A 23,023-nucleotide genomic window follows, 5' to 3' on the forward strand; every position below is an offset into this window, starting at 1 on the left:
GAACCATGGCCCGCCCAGCACGACCGGAACGCAAGGCAGAGCTGTTGGCCGCGATCCTGGACTACCTCATGGACAAGACCCTCGGGGAGCTCACCTTCCGGAGCCTGGCCGAGGGCCTGGGGGTCAGCAGCTATGTGCTCGTCTACCATTTCGGCCACCGCGAGCAACTGGTGAACGAGATCATCCGCACCATTGAATCCCGGCTGGACAGCATCCGGGCCACGGACGTGCGGGACATTGACCGGGACGTCTGGCGGGAGTTCCTGCTCGAGTCCTGGCGCTGGACCATGGCGCAGCGGAACCGGCACCTGGCCCGGCTTGAATTCGAGGCGACGGCGCAGGACATCGTGGCGGCTTCACCCCGCGGAACGGCCCAGGAACACTTCAGGATGCTGCACGAGAAGGCCCGGGACTGGCTGATGCTCCAGGGCATCCGGGAGGAGTTCGCCGACACCGACGCTCGGCTGTTCACCGCCGCCTTCTACGGGCTGCAGTTCGACTTCGTCGTGAACAATCAGCCCGGGCAAGCCAGCCGGGCCTTTGACCTGATGCTGCTGGTTTTCTTCAACAACCTGGACCGGCGGCTCGCCGCTGACGGCCAGCACATCTGACCTGGCGCAGCTGCGGGGCATCCGGCCACACTCGGGTGCTCCGCGTCACGGTGCCGCGTAGCGGCCGATCCAGTCCACCAGGGGCCGCAGCTGCTCCCAGCGCCGGGCCACCTCCGCGGCTGCGTCCGGTGTCGAGAGCCAGCCCGGCCGTCCCACGTGCAGTCCGGCCGCCAGTGACTTGTGCTTCAGCAGCTCGGCGCGGGGATGGTCCTTGGCGAAGCCCCGGGGAACGGTTTTCAGGGTCTCTCCCTCCACTGCGAAGCCGCGGGCCTCGACTTGCGCGACGATCTGCTGCAGGACTTTTCCGCTGGAGGGGGCATCGACGGCGCTGCGGAAGCGTGCCAGCTGGGCCGGTGTATGGGTGTGGTAGCCGCCGCCGATGAGCAGGCCGTCAGCGTCGAGCTGGATGTAGAAGCCCATACCTGCGGCAACAGTGGCGACGGCGCCCTGGGCAGTCTTGTAGGGAGACTTGTCCAGCGAAAACCGGATGTCCCGGTTGGGGCGGAAGAGCTTGGCCGTGCCGAACTCAGGCTCGAGGGCGGCGAGCAGCCCGGTCAGGGGTTCCTTGACCGCGGACTCATAGGTGAATTTGTGTTCCAGCCACCAGTCGCGGTTGTTGTTCTGCTCCAGCTCCGCGTAGAAATCGAAGGCGGCGTCAGGGATGCCTGAAAAAGGGGTCATATGAGCACCCTAGGGACATCGCGTGCCTCACCGCGAGCGGCGCCGGCCCTATGTGGAAAGTCGAGGACACCCGCCACGGTCACCGTGGGGCGCCGAGGATCTGGTTCCCTCACATCCCATGGACGCCCCCGTCTCAGAGTTGTAACAATGAGCCGAACGTGGTTGACCTCACATTAGGTTTAGAACAGACTTAATTTGAACGTCTGTTCGAACAGCGAACATTTGGGGCTGGGGGCTTGTCACTCCCATGCCAATGGGCACATAGGAGTGAACATGAAACGTCGTTTTATTGCCGTCTTGGCAGCCGCCTCCGTTCTGGGATTATCGGCCTGCGGAAGTGGCTCGCCCAGTTCCACGGGAGGCGGAACCGCCACCAGCGGCGGAGATTCCGGCCTGACCAAGGTCAGCGTCGGTGTCATTCCGATCGTGGACTGCGCACCCATCTACCTTGGCGACAAGCAGGGCTTCTTCAAGGAAGAGGGACTCCAGCTGGACATCCAGACCGCAACCGGCGGCGCGGCGATCGTCCCCGGCGTCGTCAGCGGCAGCTTCGACTTCGCCTTCTCCAACCTGATCTCGGTCATGGTCGCCAAGGACAAAGGCCTGGACCTGAAGTTCGTCGCCAATGGTGCCTCCACCACCGGTGAGATCGGCAAGGACATCGGCGGCGTCGTCGTACCCGCGGGCTCGGACATCCAGTCCGCGAAAGACCTCGCCGGCAAGACCGTCTCGGTGAACAACCTCTCCAACATCGGCGACACCACGATCAAGTCCGTCGTCGAAAAGGACGGCGGCGATCCCAACAGCGTGAAGTTCGTTGAAGTGGCTTTCCCGGACGCCCCGGCGGCCCTGGCCAACAAGCAGGTGGACGCGGCGTGGATCCTCGAACCCTTCCTGTCCAAGGCCGTGGCTGAAGGCGGCAAGGTGGTGTCCTGGAACTTCGTCGAGATGGACCCGGAACTGGACATCGCCGGCTACTTCACCAAGGCTGAGACCATCCAAGGCAAGGCCGAGCTGACGCAGAAGTTCACCCGCGCCATGAACAAGTCGCTCGAATACGCGCAGCAGCACCCGCAGGAAGTCCGCGACATCGTGGGCACCTACACCAAGATCGACGAGGCTGCCCGGGCTGCGATCACGCTGCCCCGGTACCGGGTCGAATTCAACAAGGACGCGTTCAAAGTCCTCGGCGACGCAGCCGCCAGCTACGGCACGCTGACCAAAGCCCCGAACGCAGACGAACTGCTCCCGTGAGTTCAAAGACTCTGGCCGCCGGTGCTGCCGCTCCCGACGTGGAGCGGCAGCACCGGCAGGTCCGCAAGGTACCAACAAAGCAACTGCTGGGCGTCGCGGGGATCCTCGGTTTCCTGCTCACCTGGGAGCTCATTCCCCGGCTCGGCATCATCGACGCAAACTATTTGCCGCCCGCCAGTGAGGTCATTGCCGCGCTGGTGGTCGATTTTGGACTCACCGCCTTCTGGGTTGCCGTGGGCGAGACCATGAAGGCCTGGTTCCTGGGCCTCGCGATGGCCGTGGCGGCAGCCGTGCTGCTGGGCTTCATCATCGGCTCCAGCAACTTCCTGCGGAAGGCCACCAACTCCACCATTGAGTTCCTGCGCCCGATCCCGTCGGTTGCGCTGATCCCGCTGGCCGTGCTGCTCTTCGGCGTGAAGATCGAGTCGTCGCTGCTGCTGATCGTGTACGCCGCCTTCTGGCAGGTCCTGATCCAGGTGCTCTACGGCGTGGCCGACGTCGATATGGTCGCCAACAACACAGCCAAGACCTACGGCCTGGGCAGGATGGCCCGGATCCGCTACGTCGTCTTTCCCACCGCCCTGCCCTACCTGATGACCGGGGTACGGCTCGCCGGCGCGGTGGCGCTGGTCCTGGCCATCACCGCGGAACTTGTGATCGGATCCCCCGGGCTCGGCCGCGAAATCGCCCTGGCCCAGTCGGGCGGTGCCATCTCCGGCATGTACGCCCTGGTGCTCGCCACCGGCCTGATCGGAGTGCTGATCAACATGCTGATGCGCTTCATCGAAAAGAAGACCCTGGCCTGGCACTCGTCGGTCCGCTCCGAGGTGGTCGTATGAAGACCCTGAAGAATCTCGGCTACATCCTGGGCCTGCCGGTGATCCTGATCCTGATCTGGTGGGCCGCCACCCTGGGGACGGTCAACTTCTTCGTCCCCACCCCGGACAGCCTGGTCGAAACCTTCGGTGAGGTCTGGTTCGGCGAGCGTATCTTCACGGATGTGCTGCCCAGCATCGGGCGGCTCACGGTGGGTGTCCTCGCGGCGATCGTGATCGGCGTCGTCGGCGGTGTCCTGATCGGATCGGTCCGATGGCTCCGGTCGCTGCTGGAACCGACGCTGGAGTTTTTCCGCGCCATCCCGCCTCCGGTCCTGGTGCCGGTCCTGATGCTGCTCATGGGCATCACCGACACCATGAAGGTCGTCGTCATCATCTCCGGCTGTGTCTGGCCCGTGCTGCTGAACACGATCGAGGGCGTCCGCGCAGTCGACCCGGTGCTCTCCGACTCCGCCCACACCTACGGTATCGATGGCTGGGCCCGGGTCCGGTACCTGGTGCTGCCGTCCGCCAGCCCGCAGATCATGGCCGGCGTCCGCCAGTCGATGTCCCTCGGCTTGATCCTGATGGTCATTTCCGAAATGTTCGCCTCGTCCTCGGGACTGGGCTTCACCATCGTCCAGTTCCAGCGTTCCTTCTCCATCCCGGAGATGTGGTCCGGCATCGTGGTGCTCGGGCTGCTGGGTGTGGGCATGTCATTCATCTTCCAGTGGGCCGAGCGGAATATCCTGCGCTGGTACCACGGCCAGAAAGAGGTAGAAAATGCAGCCTGACGCAACTCACGCGGGCCCGGAAGCGATGCTCTCCGTCCGCGGGCTGAAGAAGGTCTACCAGACCGACGGCGGCGATGTGGAGGCCGTGCGGAACCTCACCTTCGACCTGCGCGCGGGGGAACTGGCCTGCCTGGTGGGGCCCTCCGGGTCAGGCAAGACCACGCTGCTCAAGTGCATCTCCGGGCTGATGGCCCCGACCGAGGGGGAAGTCCTCCTGGACGGCAAACGCGTCGTCGGCCCGCCGAAGAAGATGGCCGTGGTGTTCCAGGAATACGGACGCTCGCTCTTCCCCTGGATGCGGGTCCGGGACAATGTGGAACTGCCGCTGAAGAACCAGGGCGTCCCGAAGGCCGAACGCGACAAGCTCGTCGATGAGGCCCTCGAGGCGGTGGGCCTGTCCCACGTCCCGCGGTCCTACCCGTGGCAGCTCTCGGGCGGCATGCAGCAGCGCGTGGCGATCGCCCGCGCCATCGCGTACCAGCCCGAGGTCCTGCTGATGGATGAGCCGTTCGCGGCCGTGGACGCCCAGACCCGGGCGGACCTGGAGGACCTGATCCGCACCGTGTGGAAGAAGCTGGGGATCACGGTCCTGTTCGTCACCCACGATATCGACGAATCCGTCTACCTCGGCGAGCGGGTCATCATTCTCTCCAGCTCCCCGACAGTGATCCAGGAAGACATCACCATCGACCTGCCCGCGGACCGCGACCAGCTGGAGACCCGGTCGCTGCCGCGCTTCACCGAACTCCGCCACCACGTCTACGAGCAGATCCAGCTCGCCAAAAAGGGCCACCGCCCGGCCGCCGCGGGAGGCTCCGGCGCGGGCCCGACGCCGGCCACCGCCTCGGGCGTGGATCTCGCCTAGCAAGTAACGCCAATAACGAAAACACCCCGCCGCGGTTTGATCCGTGGCGGGGTGTTTGGGTTCGAAGCTGATCAGCCGATCTTGTTGGCTGCCTCAGCGTCGGAGAGAGAGGCTGTGCCCAGGTTGGCCCGCAGCTTGGCGCCGAGCTCGGCGTCGACGTTGGTCCAGTACTGGATGGCGCGTTCCTTGATCTCGGCGTTCTGCACGCCGCCCACGGCACCGGTGATGGTGTCGAGGAAACGGGCCTTCGCCGCGTCATCGAAGACCTCGCGGTACAGCGTGCCGGCCTGGCCGAAGTCGCTGTCCTCGGAGTGCAGGGTCGCGGCGCTGCGGACCAGGGCGCCGTCGAACTCCCAGGAACCTTCACCGGCGCGGGCCGGGTCGGCCACGGGGCCGCCGAAGGAATTCGGGGCGTAGACCGGGGCGGTCGCCGGCTTGTAGCCGTGGCGCAGCGAGCCGTCCTGCGAGTAGTTGTTCACCGGCGAGACCGGGCGGTTGACCGGCAACTCGTTGTAGTTGGTGCCCACGCGGTAGCGCTGTGCGTCCGGGTAGGAGAACACCCGTGCCGTCAGCATCTTGTCCGGGGAGATGTCGTGGCCCGGAACGACGTTCGCGGGCGACAGGGCAATCTGCTCGATTTCGGCGAAGAAGTTCTCCGGGTTGCGGTTCAGCTCGAAGCGGCCCACCTCGACCAGCGGGTAGTCCGCGTGCGGCCAGACCTTGGTCAGGTCGAACGGGTTGAAACGGTAGGTCTTGGCATCCTCGTACGGCATGACCTGGACGTGCAGGTCCCAGCTGGGGAAGTTGCCCTCGGCGATGGACTCGTACAGGTCGCGGCGGTAGTAGTCGGCGTCGGCGCCGGCCAGCTGCTCAGCCTGCTCGCTGGTGATGTTGTGCTCGCCCTGGTTGGAGCGGAAGTGGTACTTGACCCAGAAACGTTCGCCTTCGGCGTTCGTCCACAGGTATGTGTGCGAGGAGAAGCCGTGCATCTCGCGCCAGGAGCGGGGCAGGCCGCGGTCGCCCATGAGGTAGGTGACCTGGTGGGCGGACTCGGGGGAGAGGGTCCAGAAGTCCCACTGCATGTCGGCATCGCGCAGGCCGGAGCCCGGGAGGCGCTTCTGCGAGTGGATGAAGTCCGGGAACTTGATGCCGTCCTTGATGAAGAACACGGGGGTGTTGTTGCCCACGATGTCCAGGTTGCCCTCAGGGGTGTAGAAGCGGGTCGCGAAACCGCGGACGTCGCGCCAGGTGTCGGGGGAGCCCTGCTCGCCGGCCACCGAGGAGAAGCGGATGGCCGTGCCAACCTGGGCGCCCGGCTGGAAGGCAGCCACGCGGGTGTACCGGGAAACGTCGCCGGTCACCGTGAAGGTGCCGAACGCGCCGCCGCCCTTGGCGTGCACAATGCGCTCCGGGATCCGCTCGCGGTTGAACTGGGCGAGCTTCTCGACCAGGTAGCGGTCGTGCAGCGCGGTGGCTCCGTCGGCACCGGTGGTCAGCGAGTGCTCGTCGGACGCGACGGGGGCGCCGGTCTGGGTCGTGGTCGCGGTGTGCGGGATGGGCGCGGAAAGGTTCGCAGTCATCTTTCTCCTTTGTTGATTTCTTGCTGTTCAGATGTGGAGGGAAGTTTTTGGGTGCGCTGGCAGTCCTGGCAGATGCCCTGGTACAGCACATCGGCGATCTGGATGGTCATCGGCCTGGCGTTCTCGTCCCAGCTCGGCGTCAGACACGGCGCGTGGCCGACGGCGCATTCGACGTCCTCCACCCGGCCGCAGCTGATGCAGACGGCGTGGTGGTGGTTGTCGCCCACCCGCGTCTCGTACAGGGCGGGGGAGTGCGGGGGCTCAAAGCGGCGCAACATCTCCAGGTCGGTCAGATCGCCCAAGACCACATAGACGGACTGTGCGGTCAGTTCGGGGAGATCCTGGCGGGCCGCGGCAAGGATGTGCTCGGCGGGGGAATGCGGGTGATGCTCGACGGCGGTGAGGACTGCCAGCCGCTGTTTGGTCACCCGGCGGCCGTGGGCACGCAGGGCGGCAGCCCATGCTTCGTGGGGGCCCGTCGATTCCGTCATGCCCCCATTCAAGCATTTATTATGAGTCGATCATAATAAGGCGCGGCTTATGACAGCGTTCCCGGTGGCCTGCCGGCGGGCCGCGCGTCGGGCACCGGGTGCACCGGTCAGGCACTCCGGCGCCACTAGAGTATCCGGGTGGGGAAATATCTGGCGGACATCACGCCCTTGCGCGAGAGTCCGGCGTTCCGCCGCCTGTGGCTGGGATCCGCCGTCGCCGCCCTGGGCAGCCAGTTGACCCTGGTTGCCGTGAGCCTGGAGGTCTACCGGCTCACCCAGGACAGTCTCTACGTGGGACTGCTGAGCATCTTTGCCCTTGTCCCGCTGGTCTTCGGCGGGCTGCTGGGCGGCTCGATCGCGGACGCCCACGACCGCCGCAAGGTGGCGCTGCTGGCCTCCTCGGTGCTGTGGCTGACCACCGCCTGCCTGGCCCTGCAGGCCTGGCTGCAGCTGGGAAATGTCTGGCTGCTGTACGTCCTGGTGGCGGTGCAGAGCGGAGCGCAGGCCATCAACCAGCCGGCCCGCAGCGCCATTATCCCGCTGCTGGTCCGCAAGGAGCTCCTGCCCGCCGCCAATGCGCTGAGCATGATCAGCTTCGGCCTCACCCTGACCGCCGGGCCGCTGCTGGCCGGGCTGCTGGTGGCCACTGTCGGCTTCGCCTGGACTTACACGATCGACGTCGGCACCTTCGCCTTCGCCTTGTGGGCGCTGCTGAAGCTTCCCGCCATGCCGCCGGGCGAACATGCGCGGCCCGCGGGGCTGCGGTCCGTCGTCGAGGGCTTCCGTTTCCTGGGCACGCGCCCCAACCTCAAGATGACCTTCATCATCGACCTCGTCGCCATGATCTTCGCCCAGCCCCGGGCGCTGCTGCCCGCGATCGGCGCCGTGATGATCGGCGGCGGCGAAACCACGGTGGGGATCCTGCTGGCCTCCACCGCCGTCGGCGCGTTCCTGGCCGGCCTCTTCTCCGGCCCCCTCGGGGCGGTGCGGCGGCAGGGGGCCGCCGTCGTCTGGTCCGTCATGGGCTGGGGCGCCTCGATTGCCGGCTTCGGCCTCGTCGTCGTCCTCGCCGGGAACTCCGGAGCCGGAGGCGTGACGTGGTGGCTGCTGCCGGCGGCCCTGTGCTGCGGCCTGGCCGGCATCGCCGACTCCGTCAGCGCCGTCTTCCGCACCACGATCCTGCAGGCGTCCACCCCGGACCACCTGCGTGGCCGGCTGCAGGGCGTCTTCATTGTGGTGGTGGCCGGCGGGCCCCGCGTGGGGGACGTGCTCGCAGGCGGTTGGACTAAAATTCTGAGTGAAGGCTGGGTCCTGCTTTTGGGCGGCCTGGTGTGCATCGCGGCGGCCTGGGCCGTGGCGCACTGGCAGTCGGGCTTCCTGAAGTACGACGCGCGGAACCCGGTGCCGTAGCGGGACGTCTTCCGGGTGAGAGTCCATGGGACGACTTCTGGAGGAACAGTGCATCAGCACCACAACGGACTGAAGACCGCGGCCCTATTCGGTGTGCTGTGGGCCGTGCTGCTGGGACTCGGCGCGCTGATGGCCTCCAGCATGCGCAGTGCCGCACCGATCTGGATCATGGCCCTGATCGGCGTCGCCACCACGGCCTACGGCTACTGGAACAGTGACAAAATCGCCATCCGGGCCATGCAGGCCTATCCCGTGACGGAGGCCCAGGCGCCGCAGCTCTACCAGATTGTCCGGGAGCTCTCCGCCACGGCGCAGCAGCCGATGCCGCGGATCTACCTCTCGCCGACGATGGCCCCGAACGCCTTCGCGACCGGACGGAACCCGCAAAACGCCGCGGTGTGCTGCACCGAAGGCATCCTCCGGCTGCTCGACGCCCGGGAACTGCGCGGCGTGCTGGGCCACGAACTGATGCACGTCTACAACCGGGACATCCTGACCTCCTCGGTGGCCGCCGCCGTCGCCGGCGTCATCACCTCGGTGGCGCAGATGTTCCTGATTTTCGGCGGCGGCGGGGACCGGCGGAACGCCAATCCGCTCGCCGCGATCGCGATGGCACTGCTGGCACCGTTTGCTGCCTCGCTGATCCAGATGGCCATCTCCCGCACCCGGGAGTTCGACGCCGACGAGGACGGTTCCAAGCTCACCGGAGACCCGCTGGCGCTCGCCTCAGCCCTGCGCAAGATCGAGCAGGGCGTCCAACTCGCGCCGCTGCCGCAGGACCAGCGGCTGGTCAACGCCTCGCACCTGATGATCGCGAACCCGTTCCGCGGCGGTGGTGCCGCGAAAATGTTCTCGACCCACCCGCCGATGAGCGAGCGGATCGGCCGGCTGGAGCGGATGGCAGGCAGGCCGCTGGGCTAGCCCTGCGGGTCTAACCGGGGTGCCAGGGGTCCCCGGGGAGACTCTGCGCCGCGGAGAGATAACTAGCTGCGGAAGTTCACGAACTGCAGGTCGGCCTCGTCGAAGCCCTTCAGCAGGTTCATGGTCTCCTGCAGGTCGTCGCGGGACTTGGAGGTCACGCGGAGCTCGTCGCCCTGGATCTGCGACTTGACGGATTTGGGGGCCTCGTCGCGGATGAGCTTGTTGATCTTCTTCGCGAGGTCCTGCGCGATGCCCTCCTTGATGGTGGCCTCGAGCCGGAACTCCTTGCCGGAAGCGTACGGCTCACCCGTCTCGAGGGACTTCAAAGAGATGCCGCGGCGGATGAGCTTGGACTGCAGCACGTCCAGGACCGCGAGGACACGCTCTTCGGAGTTGGCCTTCATGAGGATCTTCTCGCCGCTGAAGTCGACCTCGGCGCCGACGCCCTTGAAGTCGTAGCGCTGGACCAGTTCCTTCTGGGCCTGGTTCAGCGCGTTGGCGACTTCCTGCTTGTCGACCTTGCTGACGACGTCGAATGTGGATTCGCCTGCCATGACTGTCCTCCTGGTGGTTGGGGGGTGCCCGGTGAGGGGCCGTTGTTTCTGCAATCCAGCCTAGTACGGATGCCCCTGATGTGAAGGCCGGCGGGACATTGTCGCCTTCATAGTCCCGTTCACAGTCCGCTCAAAGCTGAGTCAGGGCGGGAACGAAGTTTCGGGGGGCAGAGTTGCAGGAGTTGGAAGAGTCGCTCGAAAGGTAGAGCTCATGCAGAACAAGCCCGGCCGGAATGTGATCCGCTCCACGGCAGCTGCCGCCGGCGGTATCGCCGCCGCCGCGTCCTCGATGGCGGCCGCGACGCTGGCGGCCTCCATCATCTTCAGCCCGGCCGCGGATGCCTCGTCGCGGCTGGACGGCGTCCACGCCGATCTAGCGCGTGCCGTCCAGCTGAACCAGATCACGGAGGAGCAGGCTGCGAAGTTCGAGTCCAAACTTGCCAGCCGCATCCTGGGAGAAGCCTGATTTTCCGGGGTTTTTGGGGCCCAAAAGCGCCGATTCGATTCTTCGGCAGAAGTTCTGTAAAGTTGTCTTGCCCGCGGTTACTGGAAGCGGAACGGACTGGAAACAGGCGTTCTGACGATGGAAGCCGCGAGTGATCTTCTTTTGAAGTTCGGCAGATTACCCGAGCGGCCAAAGGGGGCTGACTGTAAATCAGCTGGCAACGCCTACGGGGGTTCGAATCCCTCATCTGCCACCCTTGGAAAAGCCTCCGGAACCAACAGGTTCCGGAGGCTTTTTCTTTTCCTGCCTCAGACCGGAGTGCCCGCCAGGACCCAGTTTCCGCGCCTGTTTCGGACGCGGCGCGCGGATTCGGACGGCGGCACCCCGGATCCGCGCAGCGCGCGTCCGGAAGCGTAGCGGAACTTGCTGCGCGTCCCGACTCGGGGGCCGCGCAAGCAGGAAAACCCGCGCCAGAGGCTGTAGCGGAACGTGCAGAGCGTCCCGCCGGAGGTGGCATCCCGCTATTGGCGGCGCTCGGCGAGGGCAGCGGCCAGCGCCGTGGCGGAGCTGGTGCTGCTGTTGATCCGCCAGTCTGTTTCCTTGTTGAAGTTGAACCAGACCACCGCTGTGACGTCGGACTGCGCTGCAAGGTAGCTGATCAGTGCCGTGTTCCAGTCCGCTTTCGAGCCGCCCTGTTCCGCGGACGATGTTTCTGCGATGAGCACCTGTTTGCCGGGCGCGAGCCGTCTGAGTTCGGCCAGGCCTGGGCCAAAGAGTTCCGTCGGCGAGATCCAGCTGCTCCAGGCCGCCGACGTGCCCCAGTTGTACCCGTCGAGTGCCACCGCGTCCACGTAGCCGGGGCCGGGGTACAGGCCGGCAAGCGGGGTCGACCCGAAATAGGGGACGTTGGGATTCCAGACCCACGTGATGTTGGCGGCGCCGGTGGCAGCGACGACGTCGTGAACGTGCCGCCACGCGGCGGCGTAATCACCGGGTCCGTTGCCGTTGACGCCCTCGGACCACGGGTACCAGTTGCCGTTCATCTCGTGCCCGAAGCGCAGCATCACCGGATGCCCCCAGGACGCCAGCGCCGCGCCCCACTGCCGCAGATAGGGGTCGAAGTCGCCGGCCGTGACGCGGTCGAGGGCATAGGCGGGCTGTTCGGTTCCGCCGCCCCAGGCCCAGGGCTCCCACGTCAGCAGGGTCGTGGCGCCCCGGCTGCGGGCGGCGTCCAGCTCCGGAACGGGCGGGGCCTGGTTGAAGTCCTTGTAGGACAGGATGACGGACGGCACCTCGCCGGCAAGGGACGCGGCCTGGTCCAGTTCCGCCGATGCCAGCGGCCCGCCCGGCGTGCCGACGCCGAAGCGCAGCGGCGCGCTGCTGATGGCCGGTGGCGGCGGCGCAGTGTCGGTCACTGGGGCCGCGACGACGGTGAAGGCCGCCGAGGCCTTGACGGTCCCGGCAGTGGCCTGGACGTCAAGGACCGGCTGGGAAGTCTGCGGGATGACGACGGCGGCGCTGAAGTATCCGGAGGCGCCCACCTTGAAGGCGGCGGAGCTGGTGCCGGCGCTGAGGATCCCGGAGCTCTTTTTCGGGAAACCGGTGCCGGTGACGGTGACCGTGGTTCCCGCCGGGCCCTGGGCCGGACTAAGGCTGATGGCCGCGGCTGCGGCCTGCGCGGGGACCGCTGCCAGCGACAGGCTCACGACCACCAGCGCCAGGATGCACGCCAGGCTTCTTATCGGCTTCATCGAAAACTCCTCGGCCGGGCGCCGGGTACGGCGGGGCATCGTGACGGTACCCGGCCTCCACCGGAAGCCGTAGTTTCCAGTGTCCGCTACGGCCGGCCCGCCCCGGGGGCTAAAAAGACGCAGGACATCCCGAGGATTGTCCAAGCATTCCGCTTAGTTGTGCAGTGGGGACTTTGACAGGATCCAGGTGTTCGTCCCGTCCTGGCGCTTGAACGTCACGGTGGTGACGAGGGCGCGGATGAGCGCGAGGCCGCGCCCGGATTCAGCCTCGCCGTCGGGCATGGCCGCTTCCGTATCAATGGGGTCGGGGGAAGCTGCGCCGAAGGCGCTGACCCGCGCCTCGAGCCTGATGGGCGTGACGCTGATGTCGACCCCGAGTTCCACCGGCTCCGAGGATTCGGGAACGGCATGCTGCACCACGTTGCTGGCAGCCTCGATGACGGCCGTGGCGAATGTCATGCGGTCCATGTCCGGAACAAAGGAAGCGTCGTCCCACAGCCCATCCAGCTCGGTGTGCACGGCCTCGATGACTTCCGGACGTGCCGCCTGGCGCAGCGTCCGCCGGGCGAGGACGTCAGTCATCGCCGAAAGCTTCGGCTGCGGAGGGGTACGACGTCAGGACTTTGTCCATGCTGGTCAGGCCAAGGACCATTTGAACCTGGGGCTGGACTGCCGCGATCCGAAGGTCGCCGCCGGCCTGCCGGGCGGCCTTGAGGCATCCGATCAGGGCTCCGAGGCCGGAAGAGTCCATAAACGCCGTCTCTTCCAGGTTGATCACGATCCTCGAGGAGCCCGCCGCAACAACTTCCGCAACCATTTCCCGCAGTTTCGGCGCTGACACCATGTTGAGCCGGCCGGCGGCCGTTATCTCGGCGTAGCTGTCTTTCACTTCATAGCTCAGGTCCACGGATGGCCCTTTCTTTGGATGACTCGGTGGTGCTGTCGGTCTCATCGTGGGAATCGCCACCCGGGTACCCGCGGTACCTGACGGCCCGGAACAGGATACTCATGACGATGAGGTCAAACACCACCCAGAGTACGTTGACCAGTGTGCCGATCGGTTCGGACATTCCGGCAGCAAGCCGCCCAATCCCCACGACAGCCGCGATGACCAGCAAGACGGACACCGCAATCTGCGGGCGGATCAGGCTCCACCGCGGGCCGCCAGACTGGCGGTCCTTGGGGGTGACGGCGAATCCGAGCGGGCGTCCGAACCAGACGTTCCGGGCCGCCGTCGTGCAGGCTTTGATCCAGGTCGGGAACAACGCGAGGCTGTACTGCTGCCCGCGCCACGTGGGGATACCCTTCCCGGCGATGGCGAACAGGAGCTGGTTCACCACCATGAACGGTATGAACCGGACAAAGAAGTCGGTGCTGAGGCTGGTGACGGGCAGGATTCCGAAGAGCAGATAAACGATCGGTGCGGCGAAGTAGACGACGGCGGCGAAGCCGCTGAGGTAGGTCCACATGGTCGCAAAGTACATGAGCCGCTGGCCCAGCTTGAGTCCCCGCTGGACCAGCGGGTTTTCCCGCAGGAACACCTGCATGGTGCCCTGGGCCCAGCGGAGCCGCTGGGTCAGCATGGTGCCGATGTCCTCCGGTGCCAGCCCGTTAGCCAGGACTTCATGGTGGTACACACTCTGCCAGCCCATGGCGTGCAGCCGCATGGCCGTTGCCATATCCTCGGTCACGGAGATCGTGGCCAGCGGCATCACAGGCTGGGCCTCGTCGGTCCGTTCCACCGACAGGGCGTCCAGCACCGCCTGGACGGACTCGATGGCACCGAGCGGGGACCAGTCACGGGCCGCCATCCGCTGCACCGCATCGTCGGTCACCACGGGCACGCCCGCTTCACCGATCTCCACCGGGGACATCGCTGCGATTTCCTCCAGATCGGCCTGCAGGGCGGACACGTCCGCCAGCACCAGCGACTGGACCGCCTGGTCCACCCGCCGCCGCGCCCGGTAGGTGATCTCGCTCAATGACCCGCCGGCGTCGAGCTGGCGGCGGGCCTCCTGGGTCGCCGCTTCGACTTCGTCGAGGGTCTGCTGCAGGAGGACGGATTCGCTGGAGGCTGCTTTGCGCGCCTTCCGGATAGCGGCCTGGGAGGCGCCGAGGGCGCGCCGGACGCTCTTTTCCGTTTCCTTGACGTAGCCAACCAGCCCCAGCTGCATCAGGGCTTCCCGCCGGAGGACGGCGTTGGAGCCGCAGAAGAAGGCAGCATTCCAGCCGTCCTTGCCCTGCTGGATCGGGCCGTAGAACAACGGAGCCTGGCTGCCCAGGGGATCGTCCGCCGGGACGTTGATGAAGTACTGGGGTGTCTGGACGAGGGCAATCCTGCGGTTGTTGAAGTAGCCCAGCGTCTTGTCCAGAATGTCCGGTTCGGGGATCTGGTCCGCGTCCAGGATGAGCAGGAACTCCCCTGAGGTCATCATCAGCGCGTTGTTCAGGTTCCCGGCTTTGGCGTGCCGGGGCATCCCGCTCCACGCCGCACTGCGGGTCACGTACCCCAGACCGTGCGCGGCGGCCAGGTCCCGGAGTTCGGGCCGGTCACCATCGTCAAGAATCCAGGTGCTGTGCGGGTGCCGGATCTGCTTGGCGGCCAGCGCCGTCGTCATCACCAGATCCAGCGGCTCGTTGTACGTCGTGATGAAAACGTCGACAGTGGCGTCCGCAGGAGCCGGTGACGGCGGGGTGCGGGTCTTGAGCCGCCAGACCGTCATCCCGAAGAGCATCACATCGATGAGGCTGTACGTTTCGGCGACGACGAGCGGCACGGCGATCCACCAGGCGTCCCAGTTCAGCGACGCCAGCCAGCGCCAGGCAATGTAGTTCACCCCGGTAAGCACCGTCAGTACGACGACGAGCCGGACCCAGAAGGGCCTCATGGGGTTTCACCGGCGTGAGCGTTCAGGTCGCCCAGGTCGTCCCGCCGGACGGCCAGGATGGTCACGTCATCGGGGTTGGGGGTTCCCTGTGCCCGCCGGCGCACGGCATCGACGAGCTCTTCCGCGGACCCCGCGCAGACGGCGAGCCGTCCGATCTCGTCAACCGCGGCGAGTGTTCCGTCATAGAGGTCCAGGACTCCGTCGCTGAAGCTGACAATCATGTCGCCGGGGCCCAGCCGTGTTTCCAGGGACTCCCAGCGGGTGTCGGGGAGCAATCCGACCGGGAAGTTGTCAGAGACGAGCCTCTCCCAGGTGCCCGCCGCGCGGACCACCAGGGTCAGGCCGTGGCCGGCGTCGGCGAACAGGATCCGCCCGTCGGAGGCCCTGAGCCGGGCGTGGAAGAGCGTCGCGAAGGTTCCCGCCTGGCTCAGGTCGGTAGCCAGGCAATCCTGCGTAAGGGTCAGGGCGGTCGCAGGGTCACCGCTGTTTCGGGCACTGCGAATGACGGCCCGCGTCGTGGCGGCGATCATGCCGGCGCCGGCTCCCTTGCCCATGACGTCACCGAGGGTGAAGCCGAGCCCCTCTTCGATGAGGTACCAGTCGAAGAAGTCCCCTCCGACGGCGGTGGAGGGGATGCAGGCGCCGGCTGTCTGGTAGCCGGGGAGGGGAGCGGCGTCCTTGGGCAGCAGGAAGCGCTGGATCTGGGCGGCGCGGCTGAGTTCGGCAGTGGCGGCGGCCGCCTGCTCGCGCGCGGTGTGGAGCCGGCGTCGCGCCCGTTGCGCCAATTCATTGACCACAAGGGCGCCCAGGACGAAGATCATCGTGCTGAACAGCCCGCGGAAGAGCTCGTTGGGGTTCGCGTCGATGCTCGACCCGAGAGCAAACGGGACCATGATGGCCACTGTCGCTCCTACAGCCGCGTAGGCCACGTGGCGGCGGCCCTGCATAGCGGCGAACCAGAGCACCGGCAGCAGGACAATCGAGGCATAGATGGAGTGGCTTTCCCCCGTGCCGTGCCGCAAGGCTCCGGCTGCCAGGAAATCCAAGGAAGGGACAATGATGGCAAAGCGTGCCAGCTCCGGTTTGCCCGCCACGGCGGCGAAGCCGGTGGCCGCTGCCGTCAGCACCGCCCCGGCTGCCAGCGCCGTCCAGTCACTGACCGTCAGGGTCGCGATCGCGCTGCTCATCGCTGCGGCGACGACAAAGAACAGCGCGAACGGCAGCTGTTTCCGAAGCGGCGACAGCTCGTCCACACCCGTCATAATGGCCGCCATCCGTGGCCGCTGCCATGGTTGTCCGTCCACACCCGTCACGACGGCTTCCCGCATTGCCGTTGCCGCCACTGATTCCCCTAAATCCAGACTTCCCCAGCTCTTGTCCCCATGAATCCTACCGATCCTTTGGCGCTGATAGCTCCAGCGAGACGCCTGGCGGCCTTGGACCGGTGTCGGAGCTTAGCTTCGGCCCGGCGCGCGCTGGAAAAGGACGGCCGTGATGTCGTCCAGGACGACGGATTTTCCCCGCCGGTCGCACAATTTTTTTACGGCGGCGTCCGCGTCGTCCTGCGTCCGGCAATCCGTCATGGCGGCGGCGAGCAGGCCGAGGTCGCCGCCGTGGAGGTCGAGGAGGCCGTCGGTCGGAATCAGGACCGCGTCTCCGGGAGACAGCGCGATGGGGCGCTGGTTCCAGGCCGCACCGGGGACCAGCCCCAGCGGTGGTCCTGTGGGGGGCAGGCGCTCGACGGTGCCGTCGGCGCGCAGGATGTGGGTCAATCCCTGGCCGGCGTCCGCATAGAGGCCGGTGCCAGTTGCAGGGTCGATGACAGCGTGGAAGACCGAAGCGAAGGACCCTGCGCGGGCCAGCGTCCCGTCGATGCGGTCAGATACGTCCCGGAGGAGGCGGGACGGGTCCGCGTCCCAGCCGGCGTCAGCGAACGCGGAACGCGCCGCACCTGCCACGAGCCCGGGACCGACACCCTTGCCCATGGCGTCGCCGACGGTCATGCGGAAGAGTCCGGACACCGTGGTGCCGAGGTCGTAGAAGTCCCCGCTGAGCCCGAAGGCGGGATAGAAGCAGACTCCCAGCGAATAGCCGGCCGGGGCGGGCGGAGTGATCGGCAAGAGAGCTCTTTGCGTGCGGGCTCCCTGGTCAATGTCCCATGAAAGGTTCATCTCACGCTGGATGATCTGGGTCAGGTCCTCGAGGATTCTTTGCTGTTCCGCACCGAACGACCGGGGCGACTGGTCGATGATGCAGAACGTCCCAACATGGGTGCCGCCCGGTCCGGTGAGAGGGTGGCCCGCATAGAACTTGATGTGGGGGTTGCCCGTCACGAGCGGGTTGTTCCGGAAACGTTCGTCGGTGAGGGCGTTCTCCACGATCATGGTTTCAGAGGACTTGAGCGTCTCGGCGCAGAAGGCGTCGCCTCGGTCCGATTCGCGGGACAGCGGGCCGACGAACGATTTGAGGTACTGGCGGTTCTCGGCGATGAGCGACACGCTGGCTGCGCTGACCCCGAAAAGGCTCTGTGCCAAGCGCGTGATCCGGTCGAAGCGTTCCTCAGAAGGTGTGTCCAGCAGGCGGGTCCTAGACAGGTCCTCCAGCCGCGCCCATTCCGGGGCGTCAGGACCCCGGAGGCTGGTGGGGGATGGGTGTTCCGTGCTTGTCATACGTCCTCCAACGTTGAGGGGGAGCATCCTTCACGGACCTACTCGTCAGAGTAGCCGGGTCGTCCCGAAGCCGCGGCGGGCGCTCAACCTCGGATGAGCTTACCGCCCATCGCGGGGGGAGCAGGGAAGCGCCCTCTTTCCAGCGGCGGCTGGACGGTATATTAAGCCGGCGTTCCCGCTTCAGACCAGGATGGTCCCGACTGCCCGGAGGCCGGCGATCGCTCCAACGATGGTGGCCGGATGGTTCCAGGTGGACACCACCCCCGTTGCCGGGCCAGCCGGGGCCGAGGCGACGCCATCCTGCCAAGCCTTCAGGATGGCGTCCCGGCCGTCGTCGTGTCCGAGAAACGTACCGCACTCTCGCCTCATTGCGGGGGTCCAGCCCGTTCGATTGGGGTCACCCGAAAGGGATGATGTGGGTACCCCGCCGCGGGCGTTGTAGTGGTCTATAGGACACGCCCCCGGGATCACCCGATGCGGGTGGTGGCGCCCCGGCAGGCGACGTCCACACTTAGACGAGCGTGCCGGACAGGGCGCTCCAATCAGAACGGAGGAAAGCCAGTGACAACCACGCCGGAGACTGAGGTCCACGGGCCGGTCGACTTTGTGCTCCTCGAGTTCCCCATGGCAGGGCTGACGGGACGGGCGGGTGACGAGCTCATAAGGCTCGTGGAGCAGCGTGTGATCCGGCTCTTCGATCTCCTCATTGTCATGAAGAACGAGGACGGCGCGGTCGAGGTGCTTGAGCTCACCGACCCGGGCAGTCCCGCGGAGGCGTTCGCATATTTCGATGGCGCGCAGTCCGGGCTTCTCGGCGAGGAGGAAATCGCCGAAGCAACAAGCGCGCTTATGCCAGGGACCCTCGCCGCGCTGATTGTCTTCGAAAACATCTGGGCGGCACCATTTGTGGCGGCCGTTCGCGACGGCGGGGGCGAGCTCGTTGCGAGTACGCGGATCCCTGCGCCGGATGTGATGGAGGCGCTCGAGGCCCTCGAGGCCAAGCGGCCCGTAGCCTGACACACAAAACGCGATGCGAGAGGAGAAAGATCATGGGACTGCTTAGGGGTATGGCGCGGACGGCAGTCGTTGCCGGGACGGCATCTGCGGTCAGCGGCCGCGTCCAGCGCAGGCAGGCTTCGAAGTTCGCCGAGAAGGATGCCGCGACCGCGGCGAGGCAGCAGCAGGCCTACGACCAACAAGTGGGCCAGCAGCAGCAAGCGGCGTACCAGCAACCGGCTCCGCCCCCGGCCGCCGCGGGCGGAATCTCCAACGACGCCATCCAACAGCTCAAAGAGCTCGCGGCGTTGAAGGAGCAGGGGATTCTCACGGAGCAGGAGTTCGGGGTACAGAAGGCGAAGATCCTCGGCGGTTAGACCGGCTGGCCGGCCCGCTCGAACCGATAAATCACCCCCGCGCTGCCCCGGAAGGCAGCTGCGGGGGTGCTTCCCTGCGGCTTCGGCTTTAGCTGCGGACCCGTTCCGGTCAGCTGACTTTGGTCTCGGCGAGGATGGCGTCGATCTGCGCAAGGGCCTGTTTCATGCCCTCTTCCATGCCCATGGCGAGCACCTTCTCCAGGGCATCTGCGGAGTCGAACGTCGACACCATGGTCATCCGCGTGCGGTTGTCGATTGCCTCAAGCTCCATCACAGCGTGGCTCGTGCCCATCGCGGGGACCGGGTCGCCGTTTTCGTCGGCGAATCCGTCGTCGAACTCCAGGCGACGTGGGGCCTCGATGGCGGTGAACCGCCACCATCCCCGGCTCTTCTCGCCGTCAGGGCCGGTCATGTAATAGCTGGCCTTCCCTCCGGCCACGAAGTCGTGGCTGTCGAAGGTCGCGGGCCAGGTGGGCGGGCCCCACCAGCGTTCGAGCTTGCGCGGGTCTTCCCAGACCTGCCAGACCCGCTCGACGCCGGCATCGAACTCGGCGACGACGGTGAAGCTCAGGGCTTCGGCGTTCTTGTGCGAACTGATTACGGTCATGACGGAACTCTCTTCCTATCCCTCTGCGAGAATGTCTGCGATCCGGTCAGCCCGCTGCCGCCAGATCGATTCGTACTCATCGAGCAGCCGTCGAGCTCGCTGTAGGCCATCGTGGTGGGCCCGCACGATCTGCTCCCGTCCGCGCCGTTCCTTCGTCACGAGGGAGGCGCGCTCCAATACCGCCACGTGCTTTTGTACGGCGGCGAAACTCATGGCGTAGTGCTCCGCCAGCCCTGATACCGAATACTCGCCGGCCGTCACGCGGGTGACGATGTCCCGGCGGGTGGCATCCGCGAACGCCTGGAACAGGCGGTCAAGGTCAGCGTCTCTCAGCTCATCTACAACCATTTGGTTGTAGAATATTCCGCACGTACGGCGGTGTCAACAGTTTTTGAGAGCGCTATTTGGCCATGCCGGGGTGCACCGCGACGAACTCGATCGCGTTGGCGGGCTGGACCGTCTTTTTCGGTGCCCGGGAATATCCCTTCGCGTCGAGGTGATTCTCTGCCCGGTACACGGCGAGGGCCTCGTCGTAAAGGGCGTTGAGCTGCTGGCCGGTGAACTCCTCCGAGGAGCCATCATTGAAAGTCACGGAAATGACGGTGCTGCCGGGAAAGTGCCGCTTCATGCGGATGAAGCCTTCGGCGTCCTGCTGGAGATTGATCAATGCGGTCCTGCCTTCGTATTGGGGACTTCCAGTCTCCCGCACGTCCTTCGGAACGCCCGCACGGCGGAGCCTGACGGAGCGGAAGGCCCCCCGTGGAGGAGCCTTCCTTGGTATTCCGGTTAGACCTTCTCGCGGGTCCGGTCAGTTGTTGCCGGCTCCTCGACGGTGAATTCCCGGCTGCGGCGGGGGAACGCCCAGAACTTGTTGCCAGACGACTCCGCCCGGGGCTCCGGACGCACCTCGGTTTCCTTTAGTTCATCCTTCTCGATGTCCCGCCGGAACTCCCTGTTGTACTGATAGCACATCACTGACCTCCTAATCGTGACTGCCCTTTAATCCTCCTCCGCCTCCCGCCGCGCGTCGATACCTTGCTTGCCGAACCGGGGCCGGCCGGTCAACCCCTACGCGATCCCGAAATCGTACGGCGCGGTACCTTCGCTGTCGTGACGGGGTCCGGCGCTGGCGGTGCTACCGTCCGGCCGTATCCACAACGCAGAAGCGGTTGCCCTCTGGATCGGCCAGAATGACGTAGTCCGCATCGGCGGGACGCTTGCTCCATTCCACCCGGCTCGCACCGAGACGCAGGAGCCGGTCGACGTCGCGGTCCTGCTGCTCCGAATAGAGGTCGAGGTGGATGCGGGGCGGGATCTGGACCGTCGACGGGACACGGTCCAGGGAGATGTTCGGGCCGGCCCCATTCCGCGGCTCGAGAACAACGAAGTCTTCCTCGGGAGGCCGCCGCGGCGCGTAGTCCAGCGCGGCAGTCCAGAAATCCAGTTGGCGCTGGAGATCATCGACACGGATGACGATGGAGCCAATGCTGATCATGGGACGCGGCGCCCTAATCCTTGCCGAGGAGCTGGTCCGTGGCGGCATCGGGAATCCCGTCGAAGTACTTCGCAAGGACCTCCTGGAAGACCTCCTGCCGGGGGTCCGCCCGGAAGAAGAGGGTCATCGAGGAGTGCAGCTTCCGCTCGTCGGTGCCGCCGAAGATCTGCCTCGCGGTGCGCCCCTCGAGACCGGCCACTGCTCCGGCGCATTCGGCCAAGCGTGGACCAAGTACCGGGTGACCCAGATAAGCCTTCGCTTCATCGAGAGAGGTCACGGCATACTTCCGGGCGGTCGGGCTCTGCCCGAGCCCGGCGATCTGCGGAAACACAAACCACATCCAGTGGCTGCGCTTGGAGCCCGCACGGAGTTCGTCGAGGGCACGCCGGTAGGTTCCGCCGGAGTCCTGGGCCGTAACGAACCGTTCCAGATCGAAGGGATCCTCCACTGCGTCCTCCCCGGCTCCGCGGGGACTCATTCCTCGAACCGTGCCGTCATGTCGGTATCGCCGGCGATCGAGGCCACGACGGCCGCCGCGACGTCGCGGATCTTCATGTTTCTGTTGTTGGAGGTATTCCGAAGGATCTTGAACGCCGATTCCCTCCCGCACCGGTTCTGGGCCATGATGGCCCCGACAGCTATGTCGATGGTGGTCCTCGACTGCATGGCGGCGGCAAGGTCATCCCGGGATTCGCCGAGCTGTGAGATCCTCAGGGCCAGCACGAGTGCCCGCGAGGCTTCCGCGGCAAACTGGTGCGCCTGCTCCACCTCGTCGTTGGAGAATGCCTCGACCAGCGGCGAGTAGAAGCTGATGACCGCTGTGCTCTCGCCGTCGAGGACGAGCGGGATCCGAAGCGTGCTGGCGGATCCCTCGCCGGTGCTGCCCGCTGCTGAGGAAGGTTGCTTCCGCCGGTCGACGGTGATCCCGCAGGACACGTCGCGTCCCGGGTAAGAGACTTCCTCCGCCGCCAGGCCGGACAGTTCGGCCAGGAAATCGTCGACGCCGGAACCCGCTTGGGTGCTCTCAAGCAAAAGATCCAACAGCGTGCCGGCGCTGCCGTTGACGTTTTGCGCCGTCGACGAAAAAGCACGGTCCTCACGCATAGCTGCCCCCAATTCCCGGCCGCACGCTGATAGGACGGCGGCTTTCTCCCATCCTATTGCGGGGGGTCCGCCGAAGGTAGGGATGCCCCCTGCAGGATATCCGCGGCAATCGCATGGAGCTTCGTGTCGGTCGCCCTGGCGGCCAGGTGGAGCAGCTCCATGGACTGTTCCCTGCTGTAGCGGTTCTGCACCATGATGAGGGCGACGGCGGCGTCAACAACGGCGCGGGACTTCAAAGCGGACCGGAGATGCTCCGGGTAAATCTCCGGGGGATGGACCTTCAGTGCCAGCCGCAATATTCGGGACATAAATACGGCGTGGCGCTCCACCTCCCGGACAGTGTCAGTGTCAAAAACGCCGCTCGTGCGGGAATAGCAGTTCAGCGCCGCGGCGGAACCCGGATCCGTGGCGATCGGCACGGCCAGGACCGACCGGATTCCCTCGCCGGATACCGCGGAGGCGTAGTGCTCCCAGCGGTCGTCAGCTGCCACATCAGGAACCAGGACGGTGGTTCCATGCCGCAAGGCCGTCAGGCACGGGCCGTCGTCGAAGGCGTATTGCTTCTCGTCCAGCCGTTTCGCGTCCTCGCCGCTGCTGGCAACGGTGGCCGGGGAGCCATCCCGTTCCACCGTGATCGCACACAGCATGGGCTCCGGACCGCCGAGGCGGGTCGCGGAGATGGTGGTCAGGCTCAGAAGAAACTCCGTATGCTTGG

At 66.2% G+C, this 23,023-nt stretch carries 29 protein-coding genes and 1 tRNA gene; 11 read left to right on the forward strand and 19 right to left on the reverse strand.

Features of this window, described 5'->3' with window-relative positions; genetic code table 11:
* The first annotated feature begins 5 nt into the window (after positions 1 to 5).
* Positions 6 to 611 carry a TetR/AcrR family transcriptional regulator gene (locus AC50YC_RS01570; RefSeq protein WP_494951892.1) on the forward strand — a complete coding sequence of 202 codons (606 nt, stop codon included), beginning with the start codon at positions 6 to 8 and terminating at the stop codon, positions 609 to 611.
* A gap of 45 nt (positions 612 to 656) precedes the next feature.
* Here AC50YC_RS01570 and AC50YC_RS01575 read toward each other — a convergent pair whose 3' ends face one another.
* Complete coding sequence (locus AC50YC_RS01575; protein WP_494951893.1) at positions 657 to 1,292, reverse strand: DUF2461 domain-containing protein; 636 nt, start codon at positions 1,290 to 1,292, stop codon at positions 657 to 659.
* 273 nt (positions 1,293 to 1,565) lie between these two features.
* Between AC50YC_RS01575 and AC50YC_RS01580 the strand changes: the two genes are divergently transcribed.
* The 4 genes from AC50YC_RS01580 to AC50YC_RS01595 are packed head-to-tail and all read left to right on the forward strand — an operon-like array spanning position 1,566 to position 5,020.
* Entirely contained in the window at positions 1,566 to 2,546 is a 981-nt protein-coding gene (locus AC50YC_RS01580; protein WP_494951894.1) for an ABC transporter substrate-binding protein, read from the forward strand.
* Positions 2,543 to 3,385: an ABC transporter permease gene (locus tag AC50YC_RS01585; protein ID WP_494951895.1), complete on the forward strand. Its 843-nt coding sequence runs from the start codon at positions 2,543 to 2,545 to the stop codon at positions 3,383 to 3,385. Before AC50YC_RS01580 ends, AC50YC_RS01585 begins: the two co-directional genes overlap by 4 nt.
* Positions 3,382 to 4,155: an ABC transporter permease gene (locus AC50YC_RS01590; RefSeq protein ID WP_494951896.1), complete on the forward strand. Its 774-nt coding sequence runs from the start codon at positions 3,382 to 3,384 to the stop codon at positions 4,153 to 4,155. The genes AC50YC_RS01585 and AC50YC_RS01590 overlap by 4 nt, the downstream gene beginning before the upstream one ends.
* Positions 4,145 to 5,020 (forward strand): ABC transporter ATP-binding protein, encoded by an 876-nt coding sequence (locus tag AC50YC_RS01595; RefSeq protein WP_494951897.1) that lies wholly within the window; start codon positions 4,145 to 4,147, stop codon positions 5,018 to 5,020. Before AC50YC_RS01590 ends, AC50YC_RS01595 begins: the two co-directional genes overlap by 11 nt.
* Positions 5,021 to 5,091: 71 nt before the next feature.
* Here AC50YC_RS01595 and AC50YC_RS01600 read toward each other — a convergent pair whose 3' ends face one another.
* Positions 5,092 to 6,600, reverse strand: a complete 1,509-nt coding sequence (locus AC50YC_RS01600; protein ID WP_494951898.1) for a catalase — start codon at positions 6,598 to 6,600, stop codon at positions 5,092 to 5,094.
* Positions 6,597 to 7,091 (reverse strand): Fur family transcriptional regulator, encoded by a 495-nt coding sequence (locus AC50YC_RS01605; RefSeq protein ID WP_494951899.1) that lies wholly within the window; start codon positions 7,089 to 7,091, stop codon positions 6,597 to 6,599. The genes AC50YC_RS01600 and AC50YC_RS01605 overlap by 4 nt, the downstream gene beginning before the upstream one ends.
* Before the next feature lie 138 nt (positions 7,092 to 7,229).
* Between AC50YC_RS01605 and AC50YC_RS01610 the strand changes: the two genes are divergently transcribed.
* Positions 7,230 to 8,501 carry an MFS transporter gene (locus AC50YC_RS01610; RefSeq protein WP_494951900.1) on the forward strand — a complete coding sequence of 424 codons (1,272 nt, stop codon included), beginning with the start codon at positions 7,230 to 7,232 and terminating at the stop codon, positions 8,499 to 8,501.
* 48 nt (positions 8,502 to 8,549) lie between these two features.
* On the forward strand, positions 8,550 to 9,422 hold the full coding sequence (gene htpX, locus AC50YC_RS01615) for a zinc metalloprotease HtpX (protein ID WP_494951901.1): 873 nt from the start codon (positions 8,550 to 8,552) through the stop codon (positions 9,420 to 9,422).
* Between the two features lie 62 nt (positions 9,423 to 9,484).
* Here htpX and AC50YC_RS01620 read toward each other — a convergent pair whose 3' ends face one another.
* Positions 9,485 to 9,976 carry a YajQ family cyclic di-GMP-binding protein gene (locus AC50YC_RS01620; RefSeq protein WP_494951902.1) on the reverse strand — a complete coding sequence of 164 codons (492 nt, stop codon included), beginning with the start codon at positions 9,974 to 9,976 and terminating at the stop codon, positions 9,485 to 9,487.
* A gap of 211 nt (positions 9,977 to 10,187) precedes the next feature.
* On the opposite strand from AC50YC_RS01620, the gene AC50YC_RS01625 reads away from it, so the two are divergent.
* Positions 10,188 to 10,442 (forward strand): hypothetical protein, encoded by a 255-nt coding sequence (locus tag AC50YC_RS01625; protein ID WP_494951903.1) that lies wholly within the window; start codon positions 10,188 to 10,190, stop codon positions 10,440 to 10,442.
* A gap of 150 nt (positions 10,443 to 10,592) precedes the next feature.
* Positions 10,593 to 10,674 (forward strand) — tRNA-Tyr (locus AC50YC_RS01630).
* A gap of 268 nt (positions 10,675 to 10,942) precedes the next feature.
* On the opposite strand, the gene AC50YC_RS01635 is transcribed toward AC50YC_RS01630, so the two are convergent.
* The 7 genes from AC50YC_RS01635 to AC50YC_RS01665 all read right to left on the reverse strand — a co-directional run bounded on the left by AC50YC_RS01635 (position 10,943) and on the right by AC50YC_RS01665 (position 18,098).
* Positions 10,943 to 12,172: a glycoside hydrolase family 26 protein gene (locus AC50YC_RS01635; RefSeq protein ID WP_494951904.1), complete on the reverse strand. Its 1,230-nt coding sequence runs from the start codon at positions 12,170 to 12,172 to the stop codon at positions 10,943 to 10,945.
* Between the two features lie 153 nt (positions 12,173 to 12,325).
* Complete coding sequence (locus tag AC50YC_RS01640; RefSeq protein WP_494951905.1) at positions 12,326 to 12,754, reverse strand: ATP-binding protein; 429 nt, start codon at positions 12,752 to 12,754, stop codon at positions 12,326 to 12,328.
* Positions 12,747 to 13,079, reverse strand: a complete 333-nt coding sequence (locus AC50YC_RS01645; protein ID WP_494951906.1) for an STAS domain-containing protein — start codon at positions 13,077 to 13,079, stop codon at positions 12,747 to 12,749. The genes AC50YC_RS01640 and AC50YC_RS01645 overlap by 8 nt, the downstream gene beginning before the upstream one ends.
* Positions 13,063 to 15,060 (reverse strand): glycosyltransferase family 2 protein, encoded by a 1,998-nt coding sequence (locus AC50YC_RS01650; RefSeq protein WP_494951907.1) that lies wholly within the window; start codon positions 15,058 to 15,060, stop codon positions 13,063 to 13,065. The genes AC50YC_RS01645 and AC50YC_RS01650 overlap by 17 nt, the downstream gene beginning before the upstream one ends.
* On the reverse strand, positions 15,057 to 16,334 hold the full coding sequence (locus AC50YC_RS01655; protein ID WP_494951908.1) for a PP2C family protein-serine/threonine phosphatase: 1,278 nt from the start codon (positions 16,332 to 16,334) through the stop codon (positions 15,057 to 15,059). Before AC50YC_RS01655 ends, AC50YC_RS01650 begins: the two co-directional genes overlap by 4 nt.
* 180 nt (positions 16,335 to 16,514) lie before the next feature.
* Entirely contained in the window at positions 16,515 to 17,729 is a 1,215-nt protein-coding gene (locus AC50YC_RS01660; protein WP_494951909.1) for a PP2C family protein-serine/threonine phosphatase, read from the reverse strand.
* A gap of 180 nt (positions 17,730 to 17,909) precedes the next feature.
* A complete protein-coding gene (locus AC50YC_RS01665) occupies positions 17,910 to 18,098 on the reverse strand; it encodes a hypothetical protein (protein WP_494951910.1) in 189 nt (62 codons plus the stop codon).
* Between the two features lie 192 nt (positions 18,099 to 18,290).
* Between AC50YC_RS01665 and AC50YC_RS01670 the strand changes: the two genes are divergently transcribed.
* Positions 18,291 to 18,746 carry a DUF6325 family protein gene (locus tag AC50YC_RS01670; protein WP_494951911.1) on the forward strand — a complete coding sequence of 152 codons (456 nt, stop codon included), beginning with the start codon at positions 18,291 to 18,293 and terminating at the stop codon, positions 18,744 to 18,746.
* Positions 18,747 to 18,778: 32 nt separating this feature from the next.
* On the forward strand, positions 18,779 to 19,102 hold the full coding sequence (locus tag AC50YC_RS01675; RefSeq protein WP_494951912.1) for an SHOCT domain-containing protein: 324 nt from the start codon (positions 18,779 to 18,781) through the stop codon (positions 19,100 to 19,102).
* A gap of 109 nt (positions 19,103 to 19,211) precedes the next feature.
* Here the strand turns inward: AC50YC_RS01675 and AC50YC_RS01680 are convergent, their stop codons facing one another.
* The 8 genes from AC50YC_RS01680 to AC50YC_RS01715 form a co-directional block, all read right to left on the reverse strand.
* Complete coding sequence (locus AC50YC_RS01680; protein ID WP_494951913.1) at positions 19,212 to 19,709, reverse strand: SRPBCC family protein; 498 nt, start codon at positions 19,707 to 19,709, stop codon at positions 19,212 to 19,214.
* A 15-nt stretch (positions 19,710 to 19,724) separates the two neighbouring features.
* Positions 19,725 to 20,057, reverse strand: coding sequence for an ArsR/SmtB family transcription factor (locus tag AC50YC_RS01685; protein WP_354169160.1), 333 nt, complete (start codon positions 20,055 to 20,057; stop codon positions 19,725 to 19,727).
* Positions 20,058 to 20,109: 52 nt separating this feature from the next.
* Complete coding sequence (locus AC50YC_RS01690) at positions 20,110 to 20,376, reverse strand: hypothetical protein (RefSeq protein ID WP_494951914.1); 267 nt, start codon at positions 20,374 to 20,376, stop codon at positions 20,110 to 20,112.
* Positions 20,377 to 20,495: 119 nt separating this feature from the next.
* Positions 20,496 to 20,684, reverse strand: coding sequence for a hypothetical protein (locus AC50YC_RS01695; RefSeq protein ID WP_494951915.1), 189 nt, complete (start codon positions 20,682 to 20,684; stop codon positions 20,496 to 20,498).
* Between the two features lie 160 nt (positions 20,685 to 20,844).
* On the reverse strand, positions 20,845 to 21,204 hold the full coding sequence (locus tag AC50YC_RS01700; RefSeq protein ID WP_494951916.1) for a VOC family protein: 360 nt from the start codon (positions 21,202 to 21,204) through the stop codon (positions 20,845 to 20,847).
* Between the two features lie 13 nt (positions 21,205 to 21,217).
* Positions 21,218 to 21,652, reverse strand: coding sequence for a DUF1810 domain-containing protein (locus AC50YC_RS01705; protein ID WP_494952166.1), 435 nt, complete (start codon positions 21,650 to 21,652; stop codon positions 21,218 to 21,220).
* Between the two features lie 26 nt (positions 21,653 to 21,678).
* Positions 21,679 to 22,308, reverse strand: coding sequence for a GAF and ANTAR domain-containing protein (locus AC50YC_RS01710; RefSeq protein WP_494951917.1), 630 nt, complete (start codon positions 22,306 to 22,308; stop codon positions 21,679 to 21,681).
* 53 nt (positions 22,309 to 22,361) lie between these two features.
* Positions 22,362 to 22,955 (reverse strand): GAF and ANTAR domain-containing protein, encoded by a 594-nt coding sequence (locus AC50YC_RS01715; RefSeq protein WP_494951918.1) that lies wholly within the window; start codon positions 22,953 to 22,955, stop codon positions 22,362 to 22,364.
* Between the last annotated feature and the right edge of the window lie 68 nt (positions 22,956 to 23,023).

This window comes from Pseudarthrobacter sp. MDT1-56 (assembly GCF_059383555.1).